6 protein-coding genes are annotated in these 10,422 nt (G+C 42.3%); 2 read left to right on the top strand and 4 right to left on the bottom strand.

What is annotated here, in order from left to right; all coding sequences use genetic code 11:
- Positions 1-202: 202 nt before the first annotated feature.
- The 3 genes from PX481_RS26540 to PX481_RS26530 form a co-directional block, all read right to left on the bottom strand.
- Entirely contained in the window at positions 203-3,082 is a 2,880-nt protein-coding gene (locus PX481_RS26540) for a UPF0182 family protein (protein ID WP_288096923.1), read from the bottom strand.
- 145 nt (positions 3,083-3,227) lie between these two features.
- Positions 3,228-4,454 (bottom strand): glycoside hydrolase family 10-like protein, encoded by a 1,227-nt coding sequence (locus tag PX481_RS26535; protein WP_002760839.1) that lies wholly within the window; start codon positions 4,452-4,454, stop codon positions 3,228-3,230.
- 184 nt (positions 4,455-4,638) lie between these two features.
- On the bottom strand, positions 4,639-5,766 hold the full coding sequence (locus tag PX481_RS26530) for an ABC transporter permease (RefSeq protein ID WP_079207658.1): 1,128 nt from the start codon (positions 5,764-5,766) through the stop codon (positions 4,639-4,641).
- Between the two features lie 84 nt (positions 5,767-5,850).
- Between PX481_RS26530 and PX481_RS26525 the strand changes: the two genes are divergently transcribed.
- The gene (locus tag PX481_RS26525) at positions 5,851-6,786 is read left to right on the top strand and encodes a 2OG-Fe(II) oxygenase (protein WP_288023577.1); all 936 of its coding nucleotides are present in this window, start codon (positions 5,851-5,853) and stop codon (positions 6,784-6,786) included.
- Between the two features lie 67 nt (positions 6,787-6,853).
- On the opposite strand, the gene PX481_RS26520 is transcribed toward PX481_RS26525, so the two are convergent.
- Positions 6,854-9,052: a phosphoketolase family protein gene (locus PX481_RS26520; protein ID WP_288023578.1), complete on the bottom strand. Its 2,199-nt coding sequence runs from the start codon at positions 9,050-9,052 to the stop codon at positions 6,854-6,856.
- Positions 9,053-9,182: 130 nt separating this feature from the next.
- On the opposite strand from PX481_RS26520, the gene PX481_RS26515 reads away from it, so the two are divergent.
- A partial coding sequence (locus tag PX481_RS26515; protein WP_288096920.1) for a polysaccharide biosynthesis/export family protein occupies positions 9,183-10,422 on the top strand: 1,240 nt, incomplete at its 3' end.

Raw genomic sequence — 10,422 nt, 5'->3', positions numbered from 1 at the left:
TTTAATAATTAATTTATCTCGCACAGAATTAATTGCCCACTTTTCTAATTAAAAGCATAACTCAATCCTTTGATGATACTGGATTTTAAAATTGGCTGATTAACCAGAGCAGTCAATTTTCTGGGCAAATTCGGGGATATTGAGGATCGTTCTGGAACCAGCATCAGCTTTTTTTGCTAATTTGTGGCCAATTAGCGGCAATTTAGCTCTGATCACCTGAGAATAGCTTTTCTAAAGCTTCCTTCAAGGTTGGTTCCATGACAATTTTATTTTGATAAGCAACTGTTACTCTAGCGATTGTCGGGACACTATTTTGGTCTGCCACTAGATACAAAGGTTCTACATAAAGCAGCGATTGTTCAATGGGAATAATTAATAGATGTCCTTGCAAAACTTTAGAACCGTCCCGATTCCAAAGGGAAATCTGTTGAGAAATATCTGGATCTTGGTTAATTAAAGCCTCAATTTGATTCGGCCCGTACACTAACCTTTGTTTAGGAAATTGATAGAGTAATAACTTACCATACTCTCTATCATCTGAACGTGCTGCCAACCAAGCGATTAAATTTTGCCGACTAGAGGGAGTATAGGGATGGAGGAGAATAAATTCTTCTTTGTCGGAATCGGGCAGTTTCATGATTAAATAATAGGGTGATACAGCCTGGGGTTCCGTACCGTAAATTTCTAGGGGAATTTCCCATTGATCCTCCCGATTATAAAATACTTGCGGATCGGTCATGTGATAGGTTAATAATCTTTCCGCTTGGGTACTAAATAAATCTTCGGGATAACGGATATGACTGCGGATAGTTTTCGGCATTTCTGCTAAAGATTTAAAGAGATGAGGAAAGATTTTACTCCACGTCTGAATAATTGGATCATTTTCATCGGCAACATAGAAATTCACCGTTCCATGATAGGCATCCACTACCACTTTGACCGAATTGCGAATATAGTTAAATTTATCTTTCCCCGGGTCAGAATAGGGATAGCGATCGCTGATAGTATAAGCATCAATAATCCAATGTAATTTACTACTACTATCGCCCACATCTGCCGCTACTAAATAGGGGTTGCGATCATAACTTAAAAAAGGGGCAATAGTTTGCACACGATTTTGGACATCACGACGCATTAATAGGCGAGTTTCGGGAGTAAAATCTTGGCTAAATAACATTTGCCAATCCCGCAGATAAAGGGCAAATAGCCAACGTCTCCACCCCGTCCCCACTAGGATTCCTCCCTTACCATCGTAGGTATTATAGACATTTCCATCCCCACTAGGAAAATCCAATTCTTCTACGGTGGTGGGAGTCATCACATAATTATTAGTTAATTCCCCGTAGTAAATGCGGGGTTTACCAATGGGAATACTATAATCAATTAATTCGCTAGAGGTTTGTAGGGCCCCTTCGTCTTTATTTGTGCCGATATCTTTGACAAAATAGTAGGGTAAACCCCCGGCAGCCACTAAATTAACCGGGGAAAGAGTGAACCCATAACCGTGGGTATAAACGAGATGTTTATTCACCCAAGTGTTAGCAGAAGTGGGAACCGCACTATAATCTAATTCTCTAGCGGCAATAATTGTCTGTTGTTTTTCAGATATTTGACGTTCTTCGATTTTTTCAGGCAATCCTACTCGTACCCGATAGCGATCGATATCAGCATCGGGGAATTTATAATATAAGCGAATTTGCTGTAATTGTCGGTTAGTTTCTAGCAGTGGTTTGGTGTCCCAAAGACGAATATTATCGATAGTTAGATGGTTTCTCTCTAAAACTTCGGCATTTAATTCGGCCTGTGGATCGAAAACTTGGGCATCAATTCTATCTAAGGAAAAAGCCGCTCTTGTGGATTGAATACTTCTTTCGATATAGGGTCTTTCTCTCACTAATTCATTCGGTTGTACGACAGTTCTTTGCAATAGTCCACTGATAATTGTGCCACTTATCCAAACAATTAAATAGAGAAATACAGGAACTAAGTAGGGGAAAAATACCAACTTTTTCTTAGGATTTTTGTATAACTTGCGACGGTCTTTTTTACCAAATAATGCTTTTTCTCCTAACCATATAGAGGTTATTCCTGCAATAATTCCCAGAATAATTTCAATAAATTGACCAACATGAACATCGATATAACCCGCACCATAAACTACCCCTTCCGGAGAATAAAGTAGCAGGTAACGCTGAATAATATGGTGTAATACTAGCAGCCCCATTAACCCACTCCACAGGGCGTATAAATGACGCAGTTGCGGACGGGAAAACCCCATAAATTTTCCCAGAGAAAGACTATCACCCGAAAAAAGATAGGTTAAAATAACAGCAAAAAGAGTATATATTCCCACACCAGTGAGCCATAATTCTAGTAACTGCCACAGGGGTAATTGAAAGATGTAAAAACCTAAATCATTCCCGTATTGAGGATCGTTAATATTGAAAGGAACACCATAAAAATATTTTAAAAAATTCGCCCACTGCCCAGCAATAATAAAAGATAGCATGACAGTGAATACTATAGATATTATTCGCAAAAAATACTCGGTTTTAATTAATAATCCCAAGACTAAAAAAGCGATAATTAACCCTTGCCACAAATTACTGGAAATATCAGTTAATACTTGCCTAATCCAAACTATTTGCAGAGGAGAATTGAGGGAAGAACTGAGGTTAGGGAGATTAAAATCTGGTGTCCAGAGACTGAGGGCTAGTTTACTGTAATACAATAACATTGACCCGATCCAAGCTCCAATTCCCGTTGCGATAATCAAAAGGCCGAGTAAATTAATACTAGGAGATTGAGGACTAAGAGGATAACTATCTTCCCGGGGTTTTTGCCAACGAAAACGCTGGGCTAAACGTAAATTAGTAAAAATAAAGAGTAGAGAAAGAATCGCACTTCCCCAACCTAATCCTAGTTGCCAAGATAATTGTTTCAGGAAAGTGTTTAAATAACCCATCTCGGTAAACCAGAGGCTATTGGCTACCACTAATACCCCCAACTGCCCGATCACAAGGCAGCCGAGAAACAGTAAAATAGGTTTAGCGATCGAGCTTCGGTTATGTCTGATCAGCATGGATAAAGTGATAAAAGAGAGTCTTCTTTCATTCTAGCGATTTTAGTTTCTCCCTGCTGCTTTTTCTTAATTTAAAGATAAACTTAAGAAACTATAGCCGGGTTAGGGCAATAATTTAGCTTAAAGTCAGCAATTTTCCCTAATTTTAGCGAGGATTAGCAGACTGGAGTATTTCTCGAAAAATCCTGCGTCGATAGGAAGGAGATTCATTGCTCATATTCCATAAAGTTTCGTAGAAAAAGAAAGAAACGCCAAAATTTTGTTGTCTCGATTTTTCCACTTGTTGAGTAATATTAACCATCGGAATCGGACGACCTTTTAAACCAGATAAAATCCCAATAGCCACGGGGATAGATTCTCTAGCTTGCTGTAATTCTGGTTGCGATAATTCCCAGTCAAAGGCGTTCATATCAGTTCGATACACTTGTATTATTAACTCATCAATCAAGTTTTTTTGTTGCCATTTTTGCCAATCTAAAAGATAGGATTCTAGGGAGAAAGTGTAGGGATTAGGAGATAGGGAAATAATCGCTGTAGGTTGGCGCTTTTTAATCATCTGGGCTAAACTATTCATATAGTCAGTAATTTTATCGGCCCGCCATTGAATCCATGCTTTATCTTGGTAATCTTGCGGGGGTAATTGTCCCGAATGTTCCCTTTGATAGAGTTTAATCGTGGTTTCATCATAGCCAAAATCGGTGGGATAACCAAAATGATCATCAAACTGAATTCCTTCTATATCGTAGTTAGTAATAATCTCGCTGACTAAATCCGTAATAAAGTTTTGTACTTGCGGATGTAAGGGATTTAACCACACCCGTTGATGCACTTTTCCTTCCCACCAAATCACACTTTTATCCTGTCTTTGGGTTAACCAATCGGGATGTCGTTTGGCTAATTCTGAATCCGCAGGAGCCATAAAACCAAATTCAAACCAGGGAATAATTCTTAATTTTTTCCGATGACCTTGGCTAATTATTTCCTCTAAAAAGTCGCGATTTTTTAAAGATTCATGGGGATCGATCGCTCGTCCCGTAACTTTTTCTGCTACCTTAGAAGGATAGAGTGTATAACCCCAATTCCAGACCGTGGGATAAATAGTATTAAAGTTTAAATCAGCCAACCTATCAAGGGCATCTTTTAGGGTTTCCGGTTTAAATAATACCTCACTATCGATATTAGTTAACCAAACTCCACGAATTTCGGGTTTTTCTTGGGGTTGATTGGTCGATTGTGCCGGATAATTAAAGGTTATCGTCATGATACAAGCAAAGATAATTAAAAATATTACCCAGCTTATTTTTCCGTATCTTTGACTATAAATCACCAAACTATCGGCGAAATTATTAAAGGTTTTACTGATTCTATTCATAATGGGAAGTGGGGAAGTGGGGAAGTGGGGAGGTGGGGAGGTGGGGAGGTGGGGAGACCACTTCGTGCGCGTTGCGGGGGGAGGTGGGGAAATTGAACTACAACCCTAAAACCCCAAAACCCCAACCCCTAAAATCTATCTCCTGCCTGCTGCTGACTGCCTCCTGACTGATAAAATAACTAAATTATCTCTCTAAATTGCGAGGATCTAGGGCATCGCGTAAACCATCACCGAGTAAATTAAAAGCTAAAACGGTGAGAATAATTAACAAAGCAGCTGGCCAAATTAACCAGGGTTGTAGAACAATAATTGAGGCATTGGTAGCCAGAGAAAGCATATTTCCCCAACTAGGATCCGGTTGTTGAATTCCCAAACCAATTAAACTTAAAACCGATTCGGCCACAATAAACCCCGGCACGGCTAACGTAGCAGAAATAATGATATAACTGGCAGTTTGGGGCAGCACATGACGCAGAATAATATAAAGGGGTTTTGCTCCCATAGCTTTGGCGGCCTGAATAAATTCCTGTTCTTTCAGGGATAAAACTTGACCGCGAATTACTCGCGCTAATCCCGACCAACTGATAAAAGAAGTAATCAGGACGATTAATAAAAAGCGTTGGGTGCTGGTTAATCCTGCGGGTAAAACGGCCGCTAGGGCCACGAGTAAATATATGCCGGGGATAGTCATTAAAACTTCCACAAAACGCATTAAAATCGCATCTAACCAACCGCCAAAATAGCCAGAAACGCCACCGACAAATAAACCGATAGGGAAAGAAATTAAAATCCCGACCAAACCGATAAATAAACTAATTCTGCCCCCGAAAATCAAGCGACTAAAACTATCGCGTCCCGATTCGTCAGTTCCCAATATATTGATTCTACCATCGCCGATGACTCCGAACAGATGGAGATCAAAAGGGATACCGGGGAATAAAGTTACTTCCTGCCATTTTGGCGGCAAAGGTAGGCGAATTTGACCGAAATTATAGGTTTCACCCTTAACCAAGAGACGCAGCGGCAAGGGTTTGTTAAAATCTCTCATTAGCTTCCGCTCACCAGTTTCTATATTAATAGCACTTTGAGTGGTGGGATAGACGTGGGGGCCAATCCACTCACCCTTGTTACTTCCCGACTGCGAGCGCCAAAAGATTTGGGTGGGGGGTAGGAGAGACTGACCGGGTTGGGAGGAGTAGGGAGAGTAGGGAGCGACAAAATCCGCCGCCATTACGCTTAAATAGAAGATTAACAGTAAAACTGCTCCCCAACGGGCGAGAGGATTATCTTTGAGTTTGTGCCACCAGTCCATAGGCGATGAGGTCAATAGGAGAGTTAATCTTTATTTTGCTAGTCTGATTGCTACAATTTATCATACCAACAAAAAAGCTGTCTAATGTTTATTAATCCCCTTGTTTATGAGAAATCCTCTGTCTATCGTCAAGATTTTGAGACAGCGCAACCGTTTAAGCATTTGGTCATCGATAATTTTTTAGTTGGGGAGCAAGCGCAAATTTTGCTGGAAAATTTTCCCAGTTTTAAGCCGCAAAAAGCCATTAGTGAGTTAGGAAAAGTTGGCGGGAAGGCGGTTAATGAGGATTTAATCGGTTTAGGGGGTGTTTATCAACAGTTTGCCCGCCACGTTCAAGCTCAAGAGTTTTTAGAGTTAATTTCCGAATTAACCGGTGTTGATAATTTAATTCCAGACCCTAGTTTTTATGGGGGTGGAACCCACGAAAATTTACAGGGTCAAGAATTAGACCCTCACATTGATTTTAACCTCGATGAGCGTCATTGGTATCATCGCCGCTTGAATTTATTAATCTATTTAAATCCCCAATGGCAAGCAGATTGGGGAGGTAATCTAGAGTTACATTCCAATCCACGTCAACCGGAAGAAAATAAGATTAAATCTTTTGTACCTATCTTTAATCGTTGTCTTATTTTTGAAACCAATGAATATTCATGGCATGGATTTTCTCAGATTAATTTACCAGAAAATAAACGGCATTTATCGCGTAAATCTCTGTCTATCTATCTCTATACCAAAGAACGTCCAGACCAGGAATTATCACCATCTCATACAACTTTTTACATCCCGCGCCCGCTGCCAGAAAATATTCAACCCCATCAAGTTTTAAGCTCGGAAGATTACCAACAAATTAAAATTTTACTGAAAAGACGGGATGATTTAATTCGTTTTTATCAAGATAGAGAACTGAAAGAATCTCAGGATTTAGTTAGTTTAAAATCCCATATTAAGCGCTATCTATCCCTCCAATATCCTCGCCTATGGAAAATTATTAAAAGTTTACTCCGTTGGCGAAAGTGACCTGAGAAAAAATCCCTACTTTCCCATCAGAGAGAGTAGGGAATAATCAAAAAAACTAACTGGGAACTTAGCCTAATAACTGGGTAGCACGCGCAGTTAAAGCATTGGCAGTCAAACCATTATAGGCCATAATTTCCCCGGCACTGGCGGTGGTTTCTCCCCGTTTCCAAGCGAAGACATCCCGACGCGCATTACTGCGTAACATAATTGGTTCTAACATGGCGCTTGTACCACCGGTTACTCCGATTAAAGCATCACCGGCAAAGAGACTGTCAAAACCAGCATCATCGAGGAAATTATTATCAGCTGCCGAGCTAGTTTCACTCATCACATCGCTAGGACGGTAGAGACGACGGGGATTAATTACCGAGACGATTTTTACACCGATTCCCGCTGCTTCTAACTGTTGTGCAGACTCAAAGACGGGTAATAAAGTCATATCACCAATGACGGCAAAAACAACTTTTTTACTGCCTTCCGATTCGTGGAGAATTACGCCGCCTTTTTCTAAAGCTTGACGGGTTTGCTCAAAAGTGGTTCGCACCGGTAAAGGCGATTTACTAGCGGTGATTGTAATGCCTTTATTGCTAGTTCCTAACGCCCATTCATAACAGACTTGAATACTGTTAGCATCGCAGGGAAAGAGAGGAAAAATATTGCCATTTCGCATCATAGCGGCGAAATAATTTTCAATCTCTGGGCGTTGGTGTGTCCAACCATTACGCCCTTGCTCTAAGGCTCCGGCGGTGAATAAAGTAATAGTAGAAGGGGTGGGACGACGTAACTCGGCCATCGCTTGGGTTACAGTCTGCCAAATCGGTAAACCATTGATAGCAAAAGACTCGTAGGAACACCATAAAGTCCGCGCTCCCAAGAGAGATAAACCGACGGCTAATCCAGCACAGGCATCCTCGCTTAAAGGCTCATAAACTTGACCGTTAGGTGCTTGGAAATAGGTATCATCGCTGGTGGGGTGAATAATCTTTAAACCGACGTTAATATTATTAATTCCCGAAGCGGCATTACCATCAGCATTAGTGACGACAAAATTGGGGTCAGCTTTACCCACAGCTACCACTAATTCCCCCATGGCAGTGGTGGCCACTTTTTTATCACCACCCACAGTATATTCGGTCATGGGTAAGGTTCCTAAATCCGGCAGCGGGAAGACTTTTTCCGTTACCACTATTTCTGCTGCCGAACCCCCTCCAGAGCGCTCGAAATTAGTACGAACAATTGCCCAAGCTTCAGGGGGTAAAGCGCGTTCTTGTAAGGCAGTAACGATATAATCTTTTTCTAAAGAATCGCCTGGATAAAGATTATGGGAAGCCGCTCCCCGTTTGTGAACTCCCGCCCCTTTAAGTTGTTTAATAATGATCACCGTTAGTTGGCCTCCTAAAGCTAATTGGGCGGCTTTATCCGTGGCCATTAACACCACTTTCATGAACTCCAGACGCTGGTTAAAAGAGAATTTGGTGCTATCTACATATTCCCCATTTTGATTAGCATCATCGAAGTCTTTGGCATTAATGAGAATCACTTCCTCGAAACCATTACCGCGCCAATAGGCTTCCATTTCGGCGTTAGTTTTCAGGGACACCATGCTATGGTGTTCTTGGGAATAGCCATTCCAAACTAAAATCGGCAGAAAATTGGTAATTTCTGGATAAGCAGTGTGAAAATGACCGAAACTACTCATAATATACGGTTCTCCTAAACCACCATCCCCGATAGTCACAGGGAAAAGGGTATTAGGGTGTAATTTGGCCGCCGCCATGGCGAAATGTTGGCCTTGGCCCAAAGGACCAGCCGGCCCGAGCAGTCCGGGGATTTGTCCGGAAAGATGCCCTAAAAGTCCGTGTTTTTCCCGAAAACGTTCTCCCAATTCCCTGACGTTGCTGATGCCCATGGCTTCGAGAGAGCGATCGAGAAAGACGTTACTATAAAAACCGGGGGCATGATGGCCCACTTCGGTGAAAATATTTTTTTGGCCTAACATCATCAAAGAGGCAATTACGTCGGCAGCGCTGGCAAAACCGCCGGGGTGTCCCGATTCTTTGGTAGCGGTGATTTGTAGGGTGAGGTAACGCAAAGCATCGGCGGCTAGGAGGGTTTGATAGATAGCATTCGGGTCATTAGCGGCAATAATAGCGGTTTTTCCCTCAGCGATAGCGGCTTTTCCTGCATATTTATCAAATTCGGGTAAGGAACCCCCAAAATATTTTATTCCTTGACAAAAATCGGGAATTGTGCTAGTAGCTGTCATAAAATTAATATACCCCTTTACATACAGGCAATCGTTAAAACTATCTTACAGTTAGCGGTAACTCTCGTTAGATGCGATATTACACGGGGTTTCCATAGGCGATCGACTATTTGTGCTACACTGATCGCCAATGTTAACGATAAAATTAATCCTATTGATCATGTTAAATAGCAACCAATTACAGGATTTAATCAGTAAATCCCTACGTTATCTATTAATTATCGGCACTATTGCCCCCCTAACTTCCTTAGAGGCTCGCCCAGTCCAAGCCACTCCTCCGAGTAGTCCTACACCCGCTAAAGAGGCGATTGCTCCTATCCCCGCAGAAAGCAAAGAGTACACCCTAGGAGAAGGAGATAAAGTCCGCGTCACCGTCTACCAAGTCGCGGATTTAAGCGGCGATTTCCTTGTTTTAGCCGATGGAACCCTGACTTTACCTCTGATTGGTAGCGTCAAAGTGGAGGGAATGACCGTCACCGAAGCCGGCCAAACCTTGGCCAAGCGTTACACCACCTATCTCAAACGTCCCGTGGTTACTGTTAGCATTCTCACTCCCCGGCCTCTGCAAATCGCCATCGCGGGGGAAGTCAATCGTCCGGGTACTTATACAATTAACCCCGAACAAAGCCAAAAAACGCCCCTATTGACCGAAATAATCCGGCAAGCGGGGGGAGTGACTACGGTGGCCGATATTGGTCAAGTTCAAATCCGACGCAACCTCAAGGGACAAGAACAGCTAATTCAAGCAAATCTCTGGCAATTAATCCAAAAAGGCGATACAACCCAGGATATTAGCCTTAGAGATGGCGATAGCATCGTTATTCCCACTAAAACGACCCTTAGCGTCGGGGAAGTCAATCAATTAGCCGATGCCAATTTTGGACTAGATAGCGATCGAGAAATTAATGTTACTGTGGTGGGAGAAGTTTATCGCCCGGGGTCCCATCGCATTGTCCCCACTGCCAACAATAACAATAATAATGACCAAGATCGCGGCGGCACCAGGAAACCGGCCCGACTAACCCAAGCTATCCAACAAGCGGGAGGCATCAAACCTCTGGCCGATATCCGACAGGTGCAAGTGCTGCGTTATACTCGTGACGGTTCCCAGCAGAAAATCCCGGTAGATCTCTGGAGTTTGCTCGAAAAAGGTGATATGACCGGCGATATCTTTCTTCAAGAAGGGGATACGGTGATTATCCCCACCGCTACCGAAATCTCGGCCAAGGAATCGGAAACCCTGGCATCGGCTAGTTTTGCCCCTAAGACTATTAGCGTGAAAGTGGTCGGGGAGGTGAAAAAACCGGGGATAATCGAAGTTCCTCCCAATACCCCTCTCAATCAGGCAATTTTAACCGCAGGAGACTTTG

The sequence above is a fragment of the Microcystis sp. M53603_WE2 genome (assembly GCF_030065435.1).
The sequence above is the reverse complement of the archived record's forward strand: the minus strand, read 5'-3'. Positions and strand labels throughout refer to the sequence as shown.